Genomic DNA, 23,364 nt, shown 5'->3' with positions numbered 1-23,364 from the left:
ATCGTGGTTTATGCTATAATTTTAAAACATATAAAAATGCGCGCAGTTATTTTATCTTTTTTGTTTTTAACGATTGCCTTTTCAGCTTCGGCCCAACTTGGTTTAAACCAATGGGACGATGGTTATTATTATGATTCTAATGGAAAAAAAGTAATCGGACAAATTGTAGTTAACCCTTCTGGCAGAAGTCCGGAAAACAGTGAAGGTTTTATTTTATTTAGAAAAGATAAGGGCGAAGAAAAAGACAGGTTATCTGCTTCGATGATCCGGTCTTTTGTGGCTGGTAAAGACAGCTTTACCGTGGCACATGCGCCAAGATCAGAAGATTGGACAGGCAAAAGAATTGATTTTGTAAAGGTTTTGGTTGATGAACCACTAAAATTATATGCTACAACAGGAGACGGCAATGGAAATGGCGGCGGTATGAGGCCGGGTATCAGGCCAAGCTTTGGTATTGGCGGCGGCAGTTTTGGCGGAGGAATGGGCGGTGGTTTAGGCATTAATTTAGGCGGAGGGCGCGGAGGCGGCGGCAGAGGAAAAAGTGCTTATTTTTACGGTGATAACCCGAACAGCTTAACTGAACTGAAACGCGACAATTTTATACCGATAATGACAGAAATTATGGCCAGCGAACCAGAAATTGTAGAAAAGATCAAGAATAAGAAATACAAGTACGGCAATATGGACCAGTTGGTCCTCGATTTTTATAAGCTAAAAGAAACAGGGAAATAATATAAAATATGGCTTGTGGCAGCTTAACAAGTTGCCATAAGCCATTGATAAAATTTCGGAAAACTTTCTTGCCACAATTTTTCTTCGTGCCTGCCCCCTACTATTACTTCAACTTTTAAAGAACCTTGCTTTAAGTTTTTTTGGGCAATTATCGAAGCCATTTTTTCCATATCCGGAACCATTTGCCCGCTTTCTAAATCTCCGCAGATAAAATAAAAACCTGATGAACCGGGCAGCTCTTTTTCTTCTGCAAAAGAAAAAATAGCTGGCGCCATCCAAAAAGCAGGGGAAAAAACACCTGCATTTCCAAATACGTCAGGATATTTTACTGCTGCATACATTGAAATTAAACCTCCCATAGAACTTCCGGCAATAGAAGTACAGGATGCACCTTTTTGAGTACGGAAATTAGAATCGATATAAGGCTTTAAGTTATAAACTAAAAAATCGACATAAGCATTGCCTTTACCAACTCCGTGTTCCGAATCATAGGGATTATATTCGAGTAACCGTTCATTGTTGCCGTGGTCTATCCCAACTACAATTATTTCCGGCTTTCCTACAGAATCCAGGTATTCATCTACGCCCCACTCACCAAAACTTGCAGAATGGTTATCAAACAAATTCTGCCCGTCGTGCATGTAAAGTACCGGATAGCTTTTAGTTTCTGCGTGATAATCAGGGGGAAGATAAATCCAAATTCTTCTGGTAGTTGCTAAACGAGGTATCGGATACTCATCAGAAATTATATATACATTTTCACTTGCCGTATGCCCGTCCTGCTGCAGCTCACTTCTGTTTAATTCAATCCCGTTCAAACCAATTCTTTATATTTTATGATACAGAAAGTTTAACAACACCTGTGCCAATATTTTCCTGCTGTCTCATTTTAAGTAAAAAAAGGATTAGCCCTGATGCTTCTTTTAGCACTATAAAATCTGCACTTGCCCTTGCTGCCCGTATAAAAAGCACAGGGCCTTGCGGTTTTTTGGTTGATAAAAGAAGCATCGCCGGTAATTGGAACAAAAATTTAAACAGCCTTCCCTTGGGCGGAAACAGCAATAATTTAAAGTAGTTTTAATAGTTAGTATAAAATCCATACTTTTAAAAACTGTTTAAAGATATATAATAAGAAATGATCATAATAGCGGATGGCGGCTCTACCAAAACCAATTGGTGCCTGATTAACGAATACGGTAAAAAGGTATATTACAATACCGAAGGTTATAATCCTTTTTTTTCTGACACGGCTTACATTATTAATTCTCTTAATGAACATTTGCCTTCTGACCTGAAAAAGGAAGACATTACAGAACTGTATTATTATGGTGCAGGTTGTGATGTGGCCGATAAGGTTAAAATTGTGGAAGATGCCATGAAAACCGTTTTCAAAACTGCAAAAGTATTTGTTGGGCACGATTTAATGGCTGCTGCACGTGCTTTACTGGGCATTAATGCCGGTTTTGCAGCTATTTTAGGGACCGGGACCAATACCTGTATTTATGACGGTAAAGATATTGCCTTTAAAATAAACTCTTTAGCTTATATTTTAGGTGATGAAGGAAGTGGCTGTTACATTGGCAAAAAGCTGCTTTCTGATTATGTGCGCGGCTATATGCCGCAGGAAGTACGCGATAATTTTTGGGAAACTTTCCATTTAACACCCGACGAAATTATCGATAACGTTTACACTAAACCTTTGCCAAACCGTTTTTGTGCAAGTTTCAGCAAGTTTGTTTACGATAATACTGCAAATATTGCTTACTCGCGCAACCTGGTTAAAACTTCTTTTGAAGACTTTTTCCGAAACCTGGTAAGCCATTATCCCGATTATAAAAATTACTCTTTTAACTGTATTGGCTCTGTTGGATACAATTTCAGGAATGTTTTAGAAGAAACAGCTACAGAATATGGTATGACTTTCGGCCGTATTATCCGTTCGCCAATTGATGATCTGGTAAAATACCACCTGGAACTGGCTCCAATATCAAAATAAATACTTCTTTTACCACATAAAAAAACCTGCCTTATTAGTTTAAAGCAGGTTTTACATAACGGTGCTTCTTTTACCACACTAATTTTTAGGTGATAAAAGAAGCATCAGCCATTTATGCTCAGTTCGTTCTGGAAAATCTTGTTGTATTTCCTGCGGTCAAAACGATACAACTTTGCTGCCCGATAGGAAACGCCTTTCTGTTTTTCGTCCAGCTCTTTTAAAAAACCGTAGCTCAGCATTTTTTTCCGGAAGTTGCGCTTGTCGAGCTTTTTGTTCAATATCGCTTCGTAAAGCGTTTGCAATTGGGTCAGCGTAAATTTTTCGGGCAGTAGCTCAAATGCAATAGGCTGGTAACCCAACCGTCGGCGTAATTTCTGAAAACCTGTTTCAAAAACTTTAGCATGATCAAAAGGCAGTTTCCCTAATTCATTAACCGGGTACCAGAAAGCACTTTTTGCAATATTGGTTACAGGCTTCAGTTCTTTTTGTACATCAATACGGATCAAGGCATAATAAGCAATCGTAATTACCCTGCCTTGCGGGTGCCTGTCCACATCACCAAAAGTATGAAACTGCTCCATGTGCAGGTCTCGCAGTCCGGTTAACTCGTATAAAATGCGTTCGGCTGCATCATCTATACTTTCATCTTTTTTTACAATATATCCCGGTAATGCGCGCCACCCTTTAAATGGTTCTTCATTTCTTTCTATCAATAAAATTTTCAGTTCATTGGCCTGAAACCCGAAGATTACACAATCAATAGAAAATACTGAATCAAATTTTGGTAATATTGTTTCCAAATTTAAGGTGTTAGGCGTAAGATTGCTTGTTTGTTCAAATTTAATAAATAAATATTACTTAGTGTAAAAATTACACCTTATCTTCGCAAAACAAGGAGCCGTTTAAAAGAATGTCTAAAATAAACAAAATTGCCGTACTAACTTCTGGCGGTGACGCACCGGGAATGAACCCTTGCATACGCGCCGTTGTACGAACAGGCATATTTCATGGGTTACAGGTTGTTGGTGTAAAGCAAGGTTATCAGGGCCTGATCAACAATAATATGTATGATATGAACGAGCGTTCGGTGAGTAATATCCTGCATTTGGGCGGCACCATCCTGAAAACGGCCCGCTGTATGGAGTTTAAAGAAGAAAGTGGCTTAGAAAAAGCATATCAGAATTTAAAAAACCGGGGTATTGAAGGATTGATTGTGATTGGAGGCGATGGTACTTTTACCGGTGCCGAGCGTTTTTCGAGAATTTACGATATTCCCGTTATTGGTATCCCCGGAACTATTGATAATGACCTTTACGGATCTGATTTTACGCTGGGTTTTGATACCGCTACCAATACGGTAGTTGAAGCGTTAGATAAAATACGCGATACGGCAGATGCACACGACCGTTTGTTTTTTATTGAAGTGATGGGCCGCGATTCTGGTTGTATTGCCCTGCGCGCCGGTGTTGCCGGTGGTGCAGAAGCCATTTTACTGCCCGAAAAAGAAACAGCTATTGATGAACTGATTGAAAACCTTAAATCTGGCAGCAATAAAAAAACTTCCAGCATTGTAATTGTAGCAGAAGGCGATAAAAATGGCGGCGCTTACGATATTGCAAAAAAGGTAAAGGAGCACGTTCCGTCTTATGATGTTAAAGTAACTATTTTGGGGCATTTGCAAAGAGGCGGAAGCCCAAGCAGTTTCGACCGTGTGCTGGGAAGCCGTTTAGGTTATGCTGCGGTAAATGCGCTGCTAAACGGCGAAACACGGAAAATGGTTGGTTTAAAAGGTAACACTATCCAGCTGGCAGAACTGGAAGAAGCTATATCTACACACGAATTTAAGCTGGAACCGGATTTACTGGACATGGTTGATATTTTAGCTATCTAACCGATGATTGCAGTTGTGTATAGTGGTTCTAATTTTGCAAACTGGAAGCTGGCACAAAAGCAAACTGTTGTACAATCTTTTAAAACAAACGGCATTAACCCTTTTGCAAGTGATGAAAAAAGCATACTTGCCTTACTGAATAAAAATATCCATCTCATTCATCATGCAGAAGAAATTAAAAGGATTTATTTTTTTGGCCCAGGCATCACTTCTTACAAACACAAACAAATTGTTTACAATGCTTTTTCTAAATTTTTCCGCTTCGGAAAGGTAGTGGTAGAAGATGATATATATGCCGCTGCACTGGCAACTTGTCAGGACCAGCCCGGTATTGTTTGCATCCTGGGCAGTGGCTCTAACGCTGCTTACTTTGACGGAAAAAAAATCAAACCGAATAACTATGGTTTGGGTTATATCCTGGCAGATGAGGGTTCTGCCAACTGGATCGGAATGAAAATTGTTAAGTCTTTTCTAAATAAAACCCTGCCGGACGGGCTGCATAAAAAGTTTGTAGAAAAGTTCGATCTCGACAGAAAACAAATTCTGGACAAAGTGTATAAGCAACCGCAACCAGCCGTATTTTTGAGTTCTTTTAGAAATTTTGCTAAAGACAACATTCAGGAACCTTACATGACAGGTTTGGTAAAAACAGGTTTTCAAAACTTCATCTCGTCCTATACAATTCCGCTAATTAAAGAAAACCCTGCTGCACCTGTTTATTTTGTTGGCACCGTTGCTTCCTTATATCAGGAATTATTACAGCAAACTGCGCACGAACAAAACATTACTATTGCAAATATTATTAAAGAGCCTATCAATAACTTGTTAACATATTATATTAATAAAAACTAAAATTATGAAAATAGGAATAAATGGCTTCGGCCGGATTGGCCGTCTGGCTTTCAGGGCTGCCATTAACAGGCCCAACATTGAAATTGTTGGTATTAATGACCTGGTAGACCCTGAATACATGGCTTACATGTTAAAATATGATTCTACCCATGGCGAATTTAAAGGTACCATTGCAGTAGAAGGCGGACACTTGGTTGTTGACGGAAAAACGATCCGTGTAACAGCAGAAAAAGACCCGGCTAACCTGAAATGGAACGAAGTTGGCGCCGAAGTAATTATCGAATCTACCGGTTTGTTCTTAACTAAAGAACTGGCACAAAAACACATTGATGCAGGCGCTAAAAAAGTAATCATGTCTGCACCGGCAAAAGATGATACGCCAACTTTTGTGATGGGTGTAAACAATAAAGAACTGAAAGCAGAGCAAACCATTGTTTCTAACGCAAGCTGTACAACTAATTGCCTTGCCCCTCTTGCTAAAGTTTTAAATGATAAATTTGGTATCGAAGAAGGTTTAATGAGCACGGTTCATGCTACAACTGCTACACAAAAAACAGTTGACGGCCCGTCTCATAAAGACTGGAGAGGCGGACGTGGCGCTTCTCAAAACATCATTCCTTCATCAACCGGTGCTGCCAAAGCAGTTACTTTGGTAATTCCGGAACTGAAAGGGAAATTAACCGGTATGTCTTTCCGTGTTCCGGTCCCTGATGTTTCTGTGGTTGATTTAACCGTAAGATTGGCAAAATCAGCAACCTATGAACAAATTAAAGCTGCCATGAAAGAAGCTTCTGAAGGCGAACTAAAAGGAATTTTAGGTTATACGGAAGATGATGTGGTTTCTCAGGATTTCCTTGGCGATCCGCGTACTTCTATTTTTGATGCCGGCGCTGGTATCGCTTTGAATGATAAATTTGTAAAAGTAGTGGCCTGGTACGATAACGAGTGGGGCTACTCTAATAAATTAGTTGACCTGGCTGAAGAAGTTGGTAAACTATAAGCCGTATTAATTTTTAGGTGCTAAAAGAAGCATCTGCATTAAAAGGAGCTGGTTTTTTAACCGGCTCCTTTTGTTTTATGAGATTTTAAAACCACCCCCTATCTGGTAAAACCATTCGGTTAACCTCTTCTTATTATACGTAAAATTACGTAATCGCAATGTTGCTGCTACGGAATTTACCACAAACATAATAAACCCCATACTTCTTCTATCAACTGATTTTTAGCTGATTATAAAATCACCAATTTTATTATTTTCTTAATAATTAAGCCCGGCCTAAAAAATTATCAAAGCTAATACCTTAAATTTATACTGAATTTAGACCAACAATTATCATGGAAAGACAAAATGAAGAAACGCCGGTTAACCGGATTGGCAACGAAATCGATTTAAAAACTGCGGCTAAATGGACTAAGTATTCCAGGCAAAGACAAGTGCCGGGCGAAACCATTTCTCATCTTTTTGGCAGAGACATTATCGAAAAAATATTAAACCAGAAGGATTGCTCCGGCCTTCGTATCTATTACGCCAACAGCAAACCCTTAAGCGTTACCCAACGCTTGGTACTGATTTTAATTAATTTTTTAAGGGATGCGGCCCAAATAACCGGCGAAAAACATTTGATTATAGCAGGCACAAGCAGTGTTAACAAGGACCTGATCCCGGGAACCAATAACCAGCTTCCAAATAAAGCAGTTACGCAACCTGAACCGCAATTAAGAAATTTAAATACTGGGGGCTATGATGACTATATTTTGGCGGAACAAGCCGTGCCATGCCCAGGCACAGAAGGCTGCCCTAATAATGAACTTACAAGTTAGCGCTGACCCATGAACCAAAAATGATGAGCACAAAACTAATTTTAACCTATATCTCGCTTATTTCTGGGTTGTGGCCAATTATTACTGCAATAATTAATTTAAAAAATATAGATTTTACACTAAAATTAGTAGCTGTTTTTTTTTGTATTTCTGCAATGTTTGATTTTGCAGGATGGTTATTTTTAAAGAGGTATTTGAATATAACAACCAGTATCCCATTATTACATATTTATATTATTATCAGCGTTATATTCTATGGCTTCATATATTACCTTTCTTTTCAGCAAAAGCAATTCAAAATAATTACACTTATCATGACAGTATTTGCCTTGACAGCAATACTATTTTACACTGTTAAAAACAGCATTTTAGTTTATCCATCATCGTCAAATACTGTTTTGTGTATTTTTTTAGTGCCACTTTCTTTACTGTATTTTTATCAATTACTTAATCTGAAGGAATTTATACATATAGAAAGACTGCCCATGTTTTGGATCAACTCTGCTGTGCTAATTTATTTTTCAATTAACATATTTTTATTTATGCTCTTTAACAGGTTAAGTAGTAATCATCAATCTAATTTTTACATGATACCTTCTGTAACCAATATCATCGCTAACTTACTTTTTGCTATCGGATTATTGTGCAAACCTCAGAAGATAACTTAACTACTGTACTGATCATTGGCACGCTGGTAGTTGTTTTGCTGATTACTTTTCTGTTCCTGTTTGTAATTATCTACCAGAGAAGGATGATTAAAAACCAGGAAGAGCGAAGGAATTTACAGATCGACAAACAAAACGACCTGCTGCGTGCCATTCTGGAAACGCAGGAAAGCGAGCGGAAAAGGCTTGCCGAAGACTTGCACGACAGCGTTGGCCAGGTTTTATCTGCAATTAAACTGAATTTGCACCGGTTGGATAAAACATGTGCTGCAGATGAGCAAGCCGTTCCTTTATTAAGCAATACCAGAAAACTGATTGATGAGTGTATTGTAGAAATCCGCAGCATTATTCAAAACGTAAGGCCACCATTATTAACAGATTTTGGTTTGGTAGAAGCTTTAAATGATCTCTGTATTAAAATACAGCGAAACACGGGGATAGAAGTAAATTTTAAACACGAAACAGAACAAAAAAGATTTAGTGCCGAAATTGAAGTTACACTTTACCGCATCGTACAGGAGCTTTTTGGCAACTCAATTAAACATGCACATGCTTCTTTTATCGGGTTAAATTTAACGGTAAAAAATAATCAACTGCTTTTAACTTACCGGGATGACGGCGCTGGTTTTAATCTGCAGGAAATTAAAAATGGTTCGGGCTTAAAAAATATGCAAAGCCGCACAGATTTTATTAAAGGGAAAATTGAACTCATTACCAACCCTGGGCAAGGTATGCAGGCAGAAATAAAAGTAAATTTAGTAGCTTAATAATTAACTATTAGTTTTAATTTTAATCAAAAAAAGCATTATGGCTGTGATAAACTTAGCTATTGCTGATGACCATAAAATTTTTAGGGAGGGACTAAAAGCAACACTGGAAGATTGTGTAGGCCTCAACATACTTTTTGAAGCTGCAAACGGGATAGAATTAGTTAAACAGTTGGCTTTAAAAAACCCGGACATTGTTTTAATGGATATTAAAATGCCCGAAATGGATGGCATGGAAGCAACAACGTACATTCATGAACATTTTAACCATGTTAAAGTGCTTGCCTTATCTATGTTTAATGAGGATAAATACATTCTCGATATTATGAAGGCAGGCGCTTGCGGTTACTTGCTTAAAAATGCCGAACCGCAGGAAATTATAGATGCTGTTTTTACCGTATATAAAAAGGGCTATTATTTTAACGAGCATCTTTCTGTTACGCTGATAAAGCAATTGATGGGGAAAAACTCGATCCACTTAAAAGGGAAGGACGAAACAGAGCTGAACGAACGCGAAACAGAAATATTAAAACTGATTTGCCAGGAAAAACAGAATACCGAAATTGCTGACCAGCTTTTTTTAAGTGTACGCACCGTTGAAGGTTACCGTACCAAACTGTTTGAAAAAACCGGTTCTAAAAATATTGTCGGCCTGGTAATTTATGCTATTAAAAAAGGTATTATTGATGTTTAATGTTTCCTTCGGAAAAGGGAAAACTATTGGCTCATTATTTTTTCCTGATAAAAGAAGCATCAGGCAAGAAGCCATTTTTTATAAACCAGCTTTCTCACCTGATGCTGTTTTTACCGTACTTTTTTTAGCACGCTAACGCCTAAAGGCGGCAAATTTAATTTAATGGATTGCTCTCTGTAATTCCAGCCCACTGCTTCAGTTTTTAATTTCTTTGGATTAACAGTGCCGCTTCCCCAAAAATGCAGCTCATCAGAATTAAAAATTTCTTTCCAGGTTCCGGCTTCCGGTACACCAACACGGTGACCTTCCCGTACTACCGGTGTAAAGTTTAGCACCACCACTAAATTATTTTCCGGAAGGTTTCCTTTTCGGACATAAATCAGCACTGAATCTGCTGCGTTTCCATCATCAATCCACTCAAATCCTTCTCCTGAAAAAGCTTTTTCATACAAGGCAGGTTCCGATTTATACAAATGGTTTAACGCTTTAACTAAATCCTGCATTCCTTTATGCGGCCGGTATTCCAGCAAATGCCAGTCTAACGATTGGTCAAATTTCCACTCTTCTGTTTGTGCAAATTCATCCCCCATAAATAATAATTTCGTTCCGGGATGTGTAAACATGTAGCTGTACAAAACACGTAAATTGGCAAAACGCTGCCATTCATCGCCCGGCATTTTATTGATCATGGCATGTTTACCATAAACAATTTCATCATGCGATAAAGGCAGCATAAAGTTTTCGGTAAAAGCATACAACAAGCTGAAGGTAATTTGCTGGTGATGATATTTCCGGTTGATCGGGTCTTCATGAAAATACTTGATTGTATCATGCATCCAGCCCATCATCCACTTCATTCCAAAACCTAAGCCACCCATAAAAGTAGGTTTACTTACGCCCGGAAAAGAAGTAGATTCCTCGGCAATCGTTTGTACATCAGGATAATGGCTGTAAACGGCTTCGTTAAATTCCCTTAAAAAGTGTATGGCTTCCAGGTTTTCGTTTCCTCCGTAAACGTTGGGTTCCCACTCGCCTGCATTACGCGAATAATCTAAATACAACATAGAAGCCACGGCATCTACCCGTAAACCATCAATATGATAACGGTCCAGCCAGAACAAAGCGTTGCTGATGAGGAACGATTTTACCTCATTTCTCCCGTAATTAAAGATGTACGATTTCCAGTCGGGATGAAAGCCTTTTCTTGCATCTTCATGTTCGTATAAACTGGTTCCGTCGAATTTAAAAAGCCCGTGTGCATCTCCCGGAAAATGTGAAGGCACCCAATCCATAATTACGCCAATATCAGCTTTATGAAACTCTGAAATCAGGTACATTAGATCCTGCGGAGAACCATAACGCGTACTTGCTGCAAAATAGCCGGTAATTTGGTAACCCCAGCTTGGATAATACGGATGTTCTGCCAACGGCATAAATTCAACATGCGTAAAACCCATGTCTTTTACATATTTTACCATTACCGCAGCCATTTGCCGGTAATCCAGAAACTGTTCCGGACTTTCAGGGCTTCGTGCCCAGGAACCAAAATGCACCTCGTAAACGGAGTACGGCTTGGTTAAAGCGTTATGCTGTACCCGTTTTTTCATCCAGTCCTGGTCGTCCCACTCAAAATAAGTATGTGTTACGATAGACGCTGTACGTGGTGGTTCTTCCCAACGCAACGCAAATGGATCGCCTTTTTCCAGTTCCTCGCCATAAAAAGAGCGGATTAAATACTTGTACGTTTCGTTATGGCCAACATGCGGAATAAAACCTTCCCAAATGCCGGAACCGTCCCAACGGATAAACAGTTTATGGCTATTTTTATTCCAGCCGTTAAAATTACCAATAACGGCAACTTCCTGTGCATTTGGTGCCCAAACGGCAAAATAAGTTCCAACCGTACCTTTATGTTCCATCGTATGCGAACCCAGCAGTTCGTATAACTTATAATGTTTGCCAGCTTTAAACAGGTTAATATCAAAATCAGAAAAACGGCTGTAAACTTCAACAGCGTTAAGGTGGACACTTTCTGGTTTAACAATATCTGGCTCAGCTAAAATTATTCCGGCTGTTTCAACACTTGGTTGTAAGGCTGTATCTTCCGCCTTTTTATTTTTTTTATTAGATGATACTGTTTTTACAGGTACTTTTTTGGGTGCCGGTACTTTTTTTTCTTTGGCAGAAGCAGTTTTATTTACTGTTTCGTCCTTTCCGGAAATTGATTTTTTGGCCATGATATTTAGGTTTACTGGTTGTAATACAGTGCAGAACAAAAGTAAACTTCCTTCTGTATTTGCTTACAATTCTATGATAATATATACAAGTTAATAACAACAAAGTTGCAAACGATATTTGTAATAATATCTAACTTTCGCCCTTTAATAATAGATATTAAATGCAATCCTATATTTTAAGTTGCTAAAAGAAGCATTACGCCTTTGTTACAGCTTATTAACTGCTAAGTTAAAAGCTATAATCAGACAAAAGTTATTTCCATTTTTTATTCCTTTACGTATAAAGAGCGTTACCGAAACATTTATTTAAAAATTTCCGAAGAGATCAAATATGTTTAAACTAAAATTTGCTGCAAGTTTAATTGCCTTAATGGCAATAACTGCAGCACTTCATGCACAAAACCAAACAGATACTTTAACACTTAAATTTCAGGAAGCAGAAAAAAGGTTCCTGATAAACAACTTCAGCCTCATTGCTCAAAAATATAATGTTGACGCAACCAAAGCGCTGATACAACAAGCAAAGCTTTGGGACAATCCTGAGTTAAGCACCGACCAGAATTTGTACACCAAAGAAACAGGTTTCTTCAATCATGCTAATGGTAACGGACAGGTTTTTGCACAAATCAGTCAGTTATTTAGAACAGCAGGCAAAAGAGGTAAACAAATACGGCTTGCGCAAGATGATGTAAACATACAACAGGCACAATTTAACGACCTGCTTCGTAATTTACATTATAATATGCAGCTTGATTTTGCGCAATTAAATAATCTGATTGAACAGAACAAAGTATTTTATGCTGAGATTTCTTCTTCCAACAATCTGGTTAAAGCTATAACAACAGAATATGGCGTTGGTAATTCATCCTTACGGGATGTGGTACGGTTACAAGCTGTAGCATTTGGATTAGAAAATGACCTGGTAGAAAATAACAGGCAAATTAACGAGCTTGAAAACGACCTTAAAACGCTGCTGGTTGTTAAAGAAACTACTTTTATTAAACCCGATATCACTACACAGATAAGTAATGTTCCGCTTAATATTGCTGCACTTACTGATACAGCTAAAGCTAAACGAGGAGATTATCAGGCAAGCAAGTTTTTATACGAGCAGGCCGGACACAATTTAGCTTATCAAAAAGCTTTGGCCATTCCTGATTTAACAATTGGTGTAGATTATGACCGTGCCAGTAACTATGTCCCTAATTATTATGGTTTGGCCATTAGTTTGCCGCTGCCTTTTATTAATCGTAACCAGGGAAATATTAAGTCGGCGAAGTTTAACATCCAAAACCAGGAATACGTGTTAAAAAACAGCGATTTACAAGTAAGAAATGATGTGTTAACCGCGGTAGAACAATATAACCTGAGCCTTCAGTTGTTTTCTAAAAACAACATAGATTTTTACAACAGTTACGATAAGCTGTTTGGCAATATGGTAAAGGCTTATCGGGCAAAGCAATTGAGTTTAATTGAGTTTGTTGATTTTTTTGAATCGTACAAAGACACCAAACTGAAAGTAATACAACAGCAGTATAACCTGCAAAAAGCTATTGCCGACCTTAACTTTAATGTTGGTTCTACCGTAATTAATCCTTAAAATATAATCCCCTCCCATAAAAAATGAAAAGAGAATTAATAACTTGTCTCTCCGCATTAGTGCTTTTAACGTCATGTGAACATAAAAAGGAAGAAGTTGCGCAAAAGAAAAGTGTTTGCATTACTGATTCTTTAGCTAAAGAAATCCGCATTGATACAGCCAAAACTACAGGTATGCAGGACGAGCTGACTTTATCGGGTGAAGTTTCTTTTGATGACAACCGGGTAGTAAAAGTTTTCCCTTTTTCAAGCGGCCAGGTAACAGATGTACGTGTTTCTTTGGGCGACAGAGTAAGCAAAGGCCAGGTACTGGCTATTATGAGAAGTGCTGATGTTGCCGGAAGTTATACAGATTTATCTGCTACAAACGCTGATCTTTCCATTGCTAAACGCCAGTTGGCACAAACAGAATACTTGTACAAAAACGGTATTTCCAGTGAACGCGATTATACCGAGGCCAAAGAAAATTATAATAAAGCGCAGGCTGCTAACCGCAAAATTCAGGAACAGTTAAGCATTAATGGCCACGGTAGTACAAGTGCAAGCGGCCAGTATATTATTAAAGCACCGGAAAGTGGTTACATTGTTGAAAAAGCAGTTACTGCAGGTAGTTTTATCCGTAATGATAACGCCGCAAGCATGTTTACCATTTCTGATATGAAGGATGTTTGGATTTGGGCAAATGTTTTTGAAAGCGATATTGCTAAAGTAAAAAATGGCTATGCCGCTAAAGTAACTACACTTGCTTATCCGGGAAAAGTTTTTAAGGGAAAAGTAAACGAAGTTAGTTCTGTATTAGATCCTGATAACAAAGTAATGAAGGTAAAAATTACTTTACCTAACCCTGGTATGTTGCTAAAACCGGAAATGTTTACTTCTGTAATTATTTCTAATAACGAACCTACCCAATCTGTTACTGTGCCTGCATCATCTATCATTTTTAACGACAGTAAAAACTTTGTGGTTATTTATCAAAGCAAATGCAGTATGGAGGTACGCGAGGTAAACGTTATCAAAACAGTTGATAACGTAAGCTACATTTCCTCGGGATTGAAAGCAGGCGAAATGCTGATCTCTAAAAATCAGCTATTATTATACGATGCACTGACGGAAGAGTAAGTCAATCTTCTTTAAAGCAATTAACAATGTTTGTTGACATATTTTTCAACAATAAAACGATTTAACTGACAAAAAATAATGAATAGCTTCATTAAAAACATTATATACTTTTCGTTAAGACACCGCTTTTTTGTGTTTTTTTTAACGGCGGCACTTGCGGCATTAGGCGTGTGGAGTTATTTAAATACACCTATTGAAACTTTTCCGGATGTAACCAATACCCAGATCATCATTATTGCACAATGGCCGGGCCGTAGTGCAGAAGAAGTGGAAAAGATGATTACCATTCCGATGGAAACGGTATTAAATTCGGTCCAGAAAAAGTCTAATCTTCGTACTACTTCTTCCTTCGGGTTGTCTTATGTCCGCATTATTTTTGATGACGATGTGGACGATGCTTTTGCACGTCAGCAAGTATTAAGCCGTTTATTAAATGCCGATTTACCAGACGGCGTAAAACCGGAAGTAGAACCGCCGTATGGCCCTACCGGCGAAATTTTTCGTTATACATTACGCAGTAAAATCAGAAGCATCCATGAACTCACCGAGTTACAGGATTGGGTGCTTGACCGCCAGTTTAAATCTATACCAGGCGTTGCCGATGTGAACAGCTTTGGCGGAGAAGAAAAAGATTATGAAGTAAGTGTTAACCCTGCACTATTACAAAAATATGGCCTTACTTCGTTAGATGTTTATAATGCCATTAACCGAAGTAATATCAATGTAGGCGGCGATGTGATCGAAAAAAACAACCAGGCTTATGTGGTAAGAGGTATTGGTGTGATCAATAACATTGATGAGATCCAGAATATCATTATCAAAAATGTGAACAATGTTCCTATCCTGGCAAAAAACGTTGCAGATATTCATGAAGGGGGCTTGCCACGCCTGGGGCAGGTAGGCCGTGATAAAGAAAACGATGCGATAGAAGGCATTGTGGTAATGCGAAAGGGAGAAAACCCGTCAGAAGTATTAGTCAGGATAAAAGATAAAGTAAAAGATCTTAATGCGCATATTTTGCCCAAAGACACTAAAATCGATGTCTTTTATGACCGTACTACGCTCATGAATTTTGCTACACATACGGTTATCCATAACCTGATCGAAGGTATTGTACTGGTGACCGTGATCGTATTTTTATTTATGGCCGACTGGCGTACAACCTTAACCGTAGCCATCATTATTCCTTTATCACTGCTTTTTGCCTTTATTTGTTTGAGGCTGAAAGGCATGAGCGCCAATTTGCTTTCTATGGGCGCGGTAGATTTTGGTATAATCATCGATGGTGCCGTGGTGATGGTAGAAGGGATTTACGTTGCCCTCGACCATAAGGCCAAGGAAGTAGGCATGGAGAAATTTAATAAGCTTGCCAAGTTAGGCTTATTTAAAAATGTGGGGTCAGAAATGGGAAAGGCAATTTTCTTCTCCAAACTGATCATCCTTACTTGTTTGATGCCCATTTTTGCTTTTCAAAAGGTGGAAGGCAAAATGTTCTCGCCCCTGGCTTATACTTTAAGTTTTGCTTTGTTAGGCGCCTTAATTTTCACCTTAACATTTGTTCCGGCTTTATCCAGTATCCTGCTGCGTAAAAATGTTCGCGAAAAACATAACCCGGTTGTTATTTTCTTTGAAAGTGGGATCCATAAGATGTTCAATTTCACTTACAAAAATCAGAAGCTGAGCATCATTGTAGCTTTGATTTTCATGGTGCTTACCTTTTTATCGGCCAAATTATTAGGAACCGAATTTCTTCCGCAATTAAATGAAGGCGCCTTATGGGTTACAGCTCAGTTACCCATGAGTACATCTTTAGAAAGTTCTGTAAGTACAACCAATAAAATGCGCAGCATCTTAGGTTCTTTCCCTGAAGTGAAACAAACTTTATCTCAAGTTGGCAGAACCAATGACGGCACGGACCCGAAAGGTTTTTTTAATGTGCAAATCCAGGTAGATCTTCTTCCAAAAGACGACTGGAAACGCCACATTACCCAGGAAGAACTGATCGCACAAATGGATAAAAAGCTAAGCCAGTTTCCCGGTATTATTTTTAATTATTCACAACCTATTATTGATAACGTGGCTGAAGCTGTTGCTGGCGTTCCGGCTTCGATGGCCGTAAAAATATTTGGCTCGGACTTTAAAGTATTAGACGGCAAGGCGAATGAAGTGATGCGGGTTTTAAGTAAAATTCAAGGTGTTGAAGACCTGGGAATATTGCGTAACCTTGGTCAGCCAGAGTTTCGGATAGAACTTGACCAGAGCAAAATGGCCTTGTACGGCGTTTCTACTGCTGATGCCAACTCGGTTATCGAAATGGCTATCGGAGGTAAGGCAGCCACAACACTTTATCAGGGAGAAAGGAAGTTTGATATCCGTATCCGTTATCAAAAAGATTTCAGGGATACCGAGGAGAAAATTGAGAATTTGATGGTCCCCACTTTAAACGGTTCTAAAATCGCTATTAAAGAAATCGCCCAGATTACTCAATTAACCGGGCCGGCATTTATTTACCGCGATAACAACATGCGTTATATTGCCGTTAAATTTTCTGTCAGGGGGCGTGATTTAGGCAGTACCATTGCAGAAGCCCAGCAAAAAGTTAACCAGGCCGTAAAACTGGACCAGGGATATGCTTTTTCCTGGAACGGTGAATTCGAAAATCAGATCAGGGCTTCAAACACTTTGGCCCATGTTGTCCCTGTGTGTTTATTGGTCATATTCCTGATCCTCTTCACCACTTTTGGCAATGTAAAAGATGCGGTACTGGTAATCCTGAACGTACCATTCGCTTTAATAGGCGGGATTTTGGCTTTACATATTACCCAAACCAACTTCAGCATTTCGGCAGGTATCGGCTTTATCGCTTTATTTGGTGTTTGTATCCAGAATGGTGTAATCCTGATCTCCGTGTTTCGTAAAAACCTATTAGAAGGCATCCCTATAGATAAAGCGATCTTAACAGGTGTTTTATCGAGGGTCCGACCGGTGGTAATGACTGCCCTGATGGCTGCCATTGGTTTAATGCCCGCCGCTGTATCAACGGGAATTGGCTCAGAAACGCAAAAACCTTTAGCCATTGTGGTTATTGGCGGTTTGGTTACTTCTACTATTTTAACCTTGCTTCTTTTACCTATTATTTATAAGATGGTTTATAGTTTGATCCACAAAAGGGAAAACAGGAAATTGCTGAAGAAGATTGGCGCGGTGAGGGGGTAAACCTTTAAAATAGAGCTTGTTTGCATAGAAAGCTGTCTTAAAATTTATTTGAGACAGCTTTTTTTACGCCTGATTGGCAAAAACCTACACATGTATTGATTTCATGTAAAATATAATTTAAACTGAGAAGATTGAAATACTTCTTTTACCCTGTAAAAATTATACCAGATCTTAGCTGGACTTTAGCCATTTTTGTTATAATTACTCGACTTTCAATAATTACTAAAAAAACGTCGGTTATTGTAACTTATTAATTATGTTAAAAATGGCCAAAGTCCAGCATAGAGCCTGTTTAAATTTTGCCCTTTTGTTTAATGCCCCTTTTATGCTATAATTTTTTAAATGTTTTGTTTTTTTGGCTAAAGCCTGTTGCCGGTTATCCTTTATCCACGGCCTGAAGGCCGTGGCAACCGAAGGTTAACATGAGAATGGACGTTCTGTCCGCACAGGGTAAATTCAGCATTAACAAACAAAGATTTGCAGTAAAACCAAGCTTTAAAATTGCCACGGCCTTCAGGCCGTGGGTGGTATAAACACAGTAGCGGCTTTAGCCAAAAAAAGAAGCATACAAAAAATTACACAATAAATTTCAAACAGTTTCTTAACCTGACCACAAAGGTTTAAAAAGTAAATTTTTAAGGTGCTAAAAGAAGCATGCAGGTTTAACTTAAAGGCTTACTTAGCTGTTTAAATGATATTCAAATTATTTAATATGCTTCTTTTATCACCTAAAAATCAGTAAGGCCATTTACTTTTTTTACCGTCAGCAAGTTACAAACACCAATTTTACAGTGCTAAAAGAAGCATCAGAACCAATCTATGAGAATATTGAAGGCTCTGAGATAAATTTAAATAGGTGGTTATGCCGATAAAAATTAAAAAGAAAATCCCCGCCAGAAAAATCTGCCGGGGATTTGAAATATTAATTTGGTGTTGATTAATATCCTGGGTTTTGCTGTGTTGCTAATGTTGGATTAGCTGTTATTTCTTGTGTAGGTATTGGCCATACATAATGAATATCTGAATAAGGTAAGGCTGCCTTAGAAGTATTAACTACCGGTCGTGTAATTACATTATATTGACTTCCATCTCCCACCAGATCTATCACCAACACTTTTGCCGGAATACCGCCACCAGCTACCTGGAAATTAGGGTCCTGAGACAAACGGGTAATATCAGCCCATCTTCGTCCTTCGCCGGCAAACTCAATACGACGTTCGTTTAATATGGCTTGGGTTAAGCTATTTTGTGTAGTGAAACTTGCAGCAGTAAATTGTGAAGCAACAGGAACTGCCCTGTTTCGTACGGCATTTAATAAATTAAGTGCCCTAACATCTAATGCTGTTGTACGGGAGTAAGCTTCTGCTACGTTTAATAAAACTTCTGCATACCTGATGATAGGGTTATAATCGGTTTTATTTAAAGGGTCGCGATATTTGTAATTAAAGAAGTATTTATTACCTGTTCCTGTACCTTGTACCTGTAATAACGTCCTTCTGGTATCGCCGGTTACCCAAAAAGATGCATTGTATAAGTTCGGGCTTGTCACAACTAAAGTACGGCCGCCAAAAGCTGGGTTTATAGTATTAGACGCTGCACCAAACATATTAGGCAATGCACCATTTACCCCTCCGTTTGAAGCTGCACTGTTTTCTATCGAAAATATAGATTCAGTATTATTCATAAACGACACGAAAGGACCATCCGGCGAAGCCGTAAGTTTATAATTGCCAATTGGACTTGTAAATACAGTTCCTGATGCTGTACCTAACTTAGTTCCCTCTGCAATTACACCTGCCCAATCCTGCATGTGTAGTTTTATCCTGGTTTTTAAAGCAATTGCCGCTCCCTTTGTAGCACGGGTAATGGAATTTACAGCATTTGTAGCAGGCAAGTTCGCTTCAGCAAAATCCAGATCGGCTAAAATCTTGGTATAATCATCAGCAACAGTACCGCGGCCAATAGCTGTTGCAGGAGCAACAACAGCAGGGTCATTTATCGCAACATTACGGTAAGGTACACCTGGTTTACTGCCATTACCGTCCACATACGGGCGTGAAAAGTTTATGACCAACTCGTGGTGTGCCAATGCACGCAAAAAACGGGCTTCCCCCTCATATTGCGTAGCTACGGTTGTTGTTATAGTACCATTAGAGGCTGCTCCCTGAACCCCTGCAATTAAAATATTACATTGATTGATTAATGCATACAAATTATTCCACATATTTACATTGTTGGCCGTAGTAGGATCGATCAAACTTTCATAAGTTAATTGGTAAAATGTGGCCAAGTTAACCATATCCTCACCACGCATCTCACTTTGTATAGTAGAGGCTGAACCAAAAGGATAGCCTCGCGGAGCATTGGCACTTGCAGTAGTTGCATAATAAAACCCATATGATGCTGTACTGTAAACACCAGCAGCAACTAATGCAATGTTAGCTGGCGTAGTAAAAGCCGTAGTCTCAGACGGGGAGCTTATAGGGCTTAACTCCGTATATTTTTTGCATGATGATACTGAAATCATAGCAACAGTGCCTATTAGCAGAGCCGACTGTTTAAATATATTTTTTATTAAAATCATCTTATATTTTTATTAAAATCCAACATTTAGACCAATAGTATATGTACGGGCTTTTGGATTAGTATTGTAATCTACACCAGCCTGGGTATTTGCTTGAGCATTTGTGGTAACATTTTGAGTAAGTTCAGGATCCAAACCTGTATATTTCGTGATAACAAAAGCATTTTGAACCTCTGCATATACACGTACACGGCTTAGCTTTATTTTATCTAACAATAACTTTGGTAAGCTATATCCTAATATAATATTTTGGCCGCGGATAAATTTACCATCTTCTACAAATCTTGAGGTTGCATTTGCCGTATTATTAATAAATGCATCACGTCCGTAATACAATTTTGGAACATCTGTGTTCGTATTAGTTGGTGTCCAGCGGTTTAAAAGTTCCGTACCGCCATTCTGGAACTTCTGGTTCAATAATACTTCCTGCCGAGTAACATTCATTATTTTGTTGCCACCAGAAAAAATAAGGAACAAACTTAAATCCACGCCTTTATACGTTACAGTATTGTTTAAGCCACCAATATAAGTTGGATTAGAATTGCCTAATATCCTTTTATCAGCCGCACTTAGCGTAGTTTGGTTCGCGGTGGTCATTACGGTAGGATTTGCAGGGTCATAAGTATAGTAAAGCTGATTAGGTATGTTACCTTGTATCAATTGTCCGTTACCTTTTATATACAATGGGTTACCATTTGCCGGGTTTACACCTGCATATTGATATCCGTAAATAGATCCTACAGAAGAACCAACCCGGTTAATATTATAAGTATAAGTTACATCAGTATTATTATTGGCTAACGCGGTAACTTTATTTTTAACTAACGTTAAATTAAAATCTGTTGACCAGGTAAAATTACTTGTTTTAATATTTACAGAATTTATACCCAATTCAAACCCTTTATTGGTCATCGTGCCAATATTCTGATTGATAGAATTCCCCGGTACACCTAATGAAGGAGCTGTAGGGGCAGCTAAGATCAGGTTATTATCATTATTATAAAAATAGTCTGTTGTAAGGCTGATCCGGTCGTTTAAAAAGGAAACATCCAATCCGACATCAAATTTACCGGTAGTTTCAAATTTAAGGTTACTGTTGCCAACTTGTGTATAAGCTAAGCCGCTTTGTGAGCCATAAGTGGCAGCGCCAAATGTACCGGCAAAAGGGTAGTTACCAATGTCTGTATTACCCGTTTTTGCATAACCTCCTCTTATTTTCAAATCGCTAATAAACTTAAGTCCCTCGCTTTGAGTAAAAAATGATTCTTTAGAGATCCGCCAACCAATAGATCCTCCTGGCAAATAAGCATATTGATGGCCAGCAGGTAAAGAAGATATAGCATCGGCACGGAAAGTAAAGCTTAACAAATACCTATCTTTAAATGAATAGTTAGCACGGCCAAAAAAGGACTTGTATGCTTGTTCAGAAACGTTACCACCTATTCCGAAAGTAGATTGTGTTAAAGAGTTACTAATAATATTCTGCCCTCCGAAGAAATCACTGGATATTTGCGAACCATTAGCATAAAAGTACCTGTACCTTGATTTTTGAAATTCTATACCCCCTACCACATTAATGTTATGATCGCCGATCAACTTATTATAGGTTAATGTATTAATCCAATCGTACCTGAAGTTAGGAATATAATATTGAGATTCATAACCTTTTGTTGAGCTTCCGCCATCACCATGCACAGGGTTCCAATACAAATAATCCTCCCCAAATTGGGCATTTGTACCAATTTGGGTTCTAAAGTCTAACCCTTTAATGATATTTACATTTACAAAAGCATCGCCATTAAGGGTTACATTCTGGTTACGGTAAATATTATGATCAATGATATACTTAATGTTTGTATAATTATCATCAATATTTTGCGTATTTGCACCTGCCCCTAAGCTATTAACATTGCTTAAATTATATGAACCATCTGCATTAAATACAGGAACGTTAGGAAGGTCACGGATTGCTGTAGAAACGTTGCCGGATAAACCTGTGGTACTTGTATTTAATCCATGATTATCAATATAGGATGCCGAAGTATTTACACCAAAGGTTACATGATTATTAAATGCTTTCTGCTCAATTTTGCCCCTTACCTGGTATTTACGCTGACTGTTTGAATTGATAATACCCTGTAAGTCTGCATAACCTAAGGAAAAGAAATAATTAGATTGATCTGTAGCTCCACTGATAGATAAAGCATGGTTTTGCTGAAATGCGTGATTATTAAATACTACACTTTGCCAGTCTGTATCATAAGGATTGCCATTGGGATCCAGAGTTGGAAAGGCCTTTTTGTATGCCCCTGAAGCCTGGTTGGCAGCAGAAGCGGCATTAAAAAGTTTTTCGTTTGCTACTGTGATAAATTCTGCAGCATTCAAAAGTTTAAACCTTTTTGAAGGCTGAGCAGAAGCAAACCACGAATCATAATTGATCCTTGGTTTACCAAGAATACCTCTTTTAGTAGTTATTATAATTACACCATTAGAACCGCGGGAACCGTAAATAGCTGTTGCAGAACCGTCTTTCAGCACATCAATGCTTTGAATATCATTTGGGTTAATGTCCCCTAATGGGTTATTTGACGTATTTGCCCCTTGGTTACCAGTAATAATTGGCACGCCATCCAATACATATAATGGATCAGCGCCACTGGAAATAGAGTTAGTACCACGTATGCGGATACGCGGCGGCTGACCTAAAATACCGCTTGGTACAGTTACCTGAACACCAGACACCTTACCAGCCAACGCCTGATCAAAACTAGCCACAGGCTGATCGGTTACTGCAGAACCTTTAAGGCTACCAACAGCACCAGTTACATCTTTACGCTGTTGTGTTCCGTAACCAACCACTACTACCTCATTTAAGGTTTTATTATCAGCAGTTAGTTTTACATTGATTAAGGATTGACCCCCCACTTGAACAATCCTTTGTCCGAAACCTATATAAGTAAAAGTTAATGATCTGGCATTAGATGGAACATTGACTGAATATAATCCTTGTGCATCTGTTTGAGTACCGATGTTAGTTCCTGTAACTATTACCGATACACCTGGTAAAGGCTGCCCGTCATCACTCCCGGTTACAGACCCTGTAATTTTTCTGTTTTGCGCAAACGCATTTTGTAATGAGAACAATCCGAACAGAAAAAAAATAAGTAATTTTTGCTTCATGCTTTATTTTT

Annotated in this window: 17 protein-coding genes; 11 read left to right on the top strand and 6 right to left on the bottom strand. The window is 38.5% G+C overall.

From position 1 onward, the window contains the following. The first annotated feature begins 36 nt into the window (after positions 1 to 36). Complete coding sequence (locus GO621_RS03825; protein WP_157564358.1) at positions 37 to 732, top strand: hypothetical protein; 696 nt, start codon at positions 37 to 39, stop codon at positions 730 to 732. Positions 733 to 755: 23 nt separating this feature from the next. Here the strand turns inward: GO621_RS03825 and GO621_RS03820 are convergent, their stop codons facing one another. Both GO621_RS03820 and GO621_RS03815 read right to left on the bottom strand, forming a co-directional pair. Further along, positions 756 to 1,550 carry an alpha/beta hydrolase gene (locus tag GO621_RS03820; protein ID WP_198170119.1) on the bottom strand — a complete coding sequence of 265 codons (795 nt, stop codon included), beginning with the start codon at positions 1,548 to 1,550 and terminating at the stop codon, positions 756 to 758. Between the two features lie 16 nt (positions 1,551 to 1,566). Next, the gene (locus GO621_RS03815) at positions 1,567 to 1,740 is read right to left on the bottom strand and encodes a hypothetical protein (RefSeq protein ID WP_157564356.1); all 174 of its coding nucleotides are present in this window, start codon (positions 1,738 to 1,740) and stop codon (positions 1,567 to 1,569) included. Positions 1,741 to 1,867: 127 nt separating this feature from the next. On the opposite strand from GO621_RS03815, the gene GO621_RS03810 reads away from it, so the two are divergent. Continuing rightward, positions 1,868 to 2,728 (top strand): N-acetylglucosamine kinase, encoded by an 861-nt coding sequence (locus GO621_RS03810; RefSeq protein WP_157564353.1) that lies wholly within the window; start codon positions 1,868 to 1,870, stop codon positions 2,726 to 2,728. Between the two features lie 104 nt (positions 2,729 to 2,832). Here GO621_RS03810 and GO621_RS03805 read toward each other — a convergent pair whose 3' ends face one another. Further along, a complete protein-coding gene (locus GO621_RS03805) occupies positions 2,833 to 3,528 on the bottom strand; it encodes an NUDIX hydrolase (RefSeq protein WP_157564352.1) in 696 nt (231 codons plus the stop codon). Positions 3,529 to 3,638: 110 nt separating this feature from the next. Here GO621_RS03805 and pfkA point away from each other — a divergent pair, with 110 nt between their 5' ends. From pfkA to GO621_RS03775, 6 genes are all read left to right on the top strand, one after another. Then, on the top strand, positions 3,639 to 4,619 hold the full coding sequence (gene pfkA, locus GO621_RS03800) for a 6-phosphofructokinase (protein ID WP_157564350.1): 981 nt from the start codon (positions 3,639 to 3,641) through the stop codon (positions 4,617 to 4,619). A 3-nt stretch (positions 4,620 to 4,622) separates the two neighbouring features. Further along, on the top strand, positions 4,623 to 5,471 hold the full coding sequence (locus GO621_RS03795; protein WP_157564348.1) for a hypothetical protein: 849 nt from the start codon (positions 4,623 to 4,625) through the stop codon (positions 5,469 to 5,471). 4 nt (positions 5,472 to 5,475) lie between these two features. Next, a complete protein-coding gene (gene gap / locus GO621_RS03790) occupies positions 5,476 to 6,471 on the top strand; it encodes a type I glyceraldehyde-3-phosphate dehydrogenase (protein ID WP_157564346.1) in 996 nt (331 codons plus the stop codon). 335 nt (positions 6,472 to 6,806) lie between these two features. Then, entirely contained in the window at positions 6,807 to 7,292 is a 486-nt protein-coding gene (locus tag GO621_RS03785; RefSeq protein WP_157564344.1) for a hypothetical protein, read from the top strand. Between the two features lie 643 nt (positions 7,293 to 7,935). Then, positions 7,936 to 8,724, top strand: coding sequence for a sensor histidine kinase (locus GO621_RS03780; protein ID WP_157564342.1), 789 nt, complete (start codon positions 7,936 to 7,938; stop codon positions 8,722 to 8,724). Between the two features lie 40 nt (positions 8,725 to 8,764). Beyond that, positions 8,765 to 9,418, top strand: coding sequence for a response regulator transcription factor (locus GO621_RS03775; RefSeq protein WP_157564340.1), 654 nt, complete (start codon positions 8,765 to 8,767; stop codon positions 9,416 to 9,418). Between the two features lie 110 nt (positions 9,419 to 9,528). Here the strand turns inward: GO621_RS03775 and glgB are convergent, their stop codons facing one another. Next, on the bottom strand, positions 9,529 to 11,655 hold the full coding sequence (gene glgB / locus GO621_RS03770) for a 1,4-alpha-glucan branching protein GlgB (protein WP_157564338.1): 2,127 nt from the start codon (positions 11,653 to 11,655) through the stop codon (positions 9,529 to 9,531). A gap of 331 nt (positions 11,656 to 11,986) precedes the next feature. Here glgB and GO621_RS03765 point away from each other — a divergent pair, with 331 nt between their 5' ends. The 3 genes from GO621_RS03765 to GO621_RS03755 all read left to right on the top strand — a co-directional run bounded on the left by GO621_RS03765 (position 11,987) and on the right by GO621_RS03755 (position 17,589). Next, the gene (locus GO621_RS03765) at positions 11,987 to 13,255 is read left to right on the top strand and encodes a TolC family protein (RefSeq protein ID WP_157564336.1); all 1,269 of its coding nucleotides are present in this window, start codon (positions 11,987 to 11,989) and stop codon (positions 13,253 to 13,255) included. Positions 13,256 to 13,278: 23 nt separating this feature from the next. Continuing rightward, entirely contained in the window at positions 13,279 to 14,373 is a 1,095-nt protein-coding gene (locus GO621_RS03760) for an efflux RND transporter periplasmic adaptor subunit (RefSeq protein WP_157564334.1), read from the top strand. 78 nt (positions 14,374 to 14,451) lie between these two features. Further along, positions 14,452 to 17,589, top strand: coding sequence for an efflux RND transporter permease subunit (locus GO621_RS03755; protein ID WP_157564332.1), 3,138 nt, complete (start codon positions 14,452 to 14,454; stop codon positions 17,587 to 17,589). 937 nt (positions 17,590 to 18,526) lie between these two features. On the opposite strand, the gene GO621_RS03750 is transcribed toward GO621_RS03755, so the two are convergent. Continuing rightward, entirely contained in the window at positions 18,527 to 20,116 is a 1,590-nt protein-coding gene (locus GO621_RS03750; protein WP_157564330.1) for a RagB/SusD family nutrient uptake outer membrane protein, read from the bottom strand. Positions 20,117 to 20,185: 69 nt separating this feature from the next. Next, on the bottom strand, positions 20,186 to 23,353 hold the full coding sequence (locus GO621_RS03745; RefSeq protein WP_157564328.1) for a SusC/RagA family TonB-linked outer membrane protein: 3,168 nt from the start codon (positions 23,351 to 23,353) through the stop codon (positions 20,186 to 20,188). Positions 23,354 to 23,364: the final 11 nt, after the last annotated feature.

The organism is Mucilaginibacter arboris, from assembly GCF_009754915.1.
Taxonomy (GTDB): Bacteria; Bacteroidota; Bacteroidia; order Sphingobacteriales; family Sphingobacteriaceae; genus Mucilaginibacter_A; species Mucilaginibacter_A arboris.
This window is presented reverse-complemented; position numbering and strand designations above follow the sequence as displayed.

What these genes read in the sequence shown, in the direction of transcription:
- gap (WP_157564346.1), top strand. Translation starts at nt 5,476, where the DNA reads ATGAAAATAGGAATAAATGGCTTCGGCCGGATTGGCCGTCTGGCTTTC.
- GO621_RS03750 (WP_157564330.1), bottom strand. Translation starts at nt 20,116, where the DNA reads ATGATTTCAGTATCATCATGCAAAAAATATACGGAGTTAAGCCCTATA.
- GO621_RS03765 (WP_157564336.1), top strand. Translation starts at nt 11,987, where the DNA reads ATGTTTAAACTAAAATTTGCTGCAAGTTTAATTGCCTTAATGGCAATA.
- GO621_RS03755 (WP_157564332.1), top strand. Translation starts at nt 14,452, where the DNA reads ATGAATAGCTTCATTAAAAACATTATATACTTTTCGTTAAGACACCGC.
- GO621_RS03745 (WP_157564328.1), bottom strand. Translation starts at nt 23,353, where the DNA reads ATGAAGCAAAAATTACTTATTTTTTTTCTGTTCGGATTGTTCTCATTA.
- GO621_RS03785 (WP_157564344.1), top strand. Translation starts at nt 6,807, where the DNA reads ATGGAAAGACAAAATGAAGAAACGCCGGTTAACCGGATTGGCAACGAA.
- GO621_RS03815 (WP_157564356.1), bottom strand. Translation starts at nt 1,740, where the DNA reads ATGCTTCTTTTATCAACCAAAAAACCGCAAGGCCCTGTGCTTTTTATA.
- GO621_RS03795 (WP_157564348.1), top strand. Translation starts at nt 4,623, where the DNA reads ATGATTGCAGTTGTGTATAGTGGTTCTAATTTTGCAAACTGGAAGCTG.
- pfkA (WP_157564350.1), top strand. Translation starts at nt 3,639, where the DNA reads ATGTCTAAAATAAACAAAATTGCCGTACTAACTTCTGGCGGTGACGCA.
- GO621_RS03775 (WP_157564340.1), top strand. Translation starts at nt 8,765, where the DNA reads ATGGCTGTGATAAACTTAGCTATTGCTGATGACCATAAAATTTTTAGG.
- GO621_RS03810 (WP_157564353.1), top strand. Translation starts at nt 1,868, where the DNA reads ATGATCATAATAGCGGATGGCGGCTCTACCAAAACCAATTGGTGCCTG.
- glgB (WP_157564338.1), bottom strand. Translation starts at nt 11,655, where the DNA reads ATGGCCAAAAAATCAATTTCCGGAAAGGACGAAACAGTAAATAAAACT.
- GO621_RS03760 (WP_157564334.1), top strand. Translation starts at nt 13,279, where the DNA reads ATGAAAAGAGAATTAATAACTTGTCTCTCCGCATTAGTGCTTTTAACG.
- GO621_RS03825 (WP_157564358.1), top strand. Translation starts at nt 37, where the DNA reads ATGCGCGCAGTTATTTTATCTTTTTTGTTTTTAACGATTGCCTTTTCA.